Source organism: Acidovorax sp. ST3 (assembly GCF_003231145.1).
Classification (GTDB): domain Bacteria; phylum Pseudomonadota; class Gammaproteobacteria; order Burkholderiales; family Burkholderiaceae_C; genus Acidovorax.
On the sequence record NZ_QKVP01000122.1, the window covers coordinates 1 to 534 of the forward strand.

Here is a 534-nt window from a genome sequence, read left to right on the forward strand (position 1 = left end):
GGTTGTCGAAACCGACGAGCTCGACAGGGTGTTCCCGCGCCCGACACGGGAAGAGCTCGACCGGCTGTGGCCGGGCACCGTCGACATCAGCAGCATCAACCTTGCCGCTACCTGGTCGACATACCGGGCCCTGGGCCACACGCGGCTGATCATGTCGGGCGTCATGCAGCATCTTGCCTTCGACAGGCGCTGGATCCTGGCAGCCATTCCCGACGCCGAGATCACCGTCGTGCGGCTTGGCGTGAGCGAGCCCGTGCTGCTTGAGCGCCTGGCGCAGCGCGAGATCGGCCGGGGCGCGGAAGCGCAGGCCGAACGCTCGCTGCGGCAGGCAAGGCGCATGGCCGGCGAGAATGCCGATGGCCTGATCGTGGTGCCGACAGACGGACGGACGCCTGTCGAGCTGGCCAGGATTGTTCTCGAGAAAACCGGCTGGCAGGACGCGATGCCGGCTTGAGCGCTGGAGGGACTGGATCGGCGGAGGGCTGGTTCACCCGGTCGGCCGCAGTTCCTGCTCACGCCGCGCCGGCTGCGTCC

At 68.7% G+C, this 534-nt stretch carries 1 protein-coding gene; it reads left to right on the plus strand.

Features of this window, described 5'->3' with window-relative positions:
- A partial coding sequence (locus DNK89_RS24480; protein ID WP_110962021.1) for a hypothetical protein occupies positions 1–454 on the plus strand: 454 nt, incomplete at its 5' end.
- Positions 455–534 lie beyond the last annotated feature (80 nt).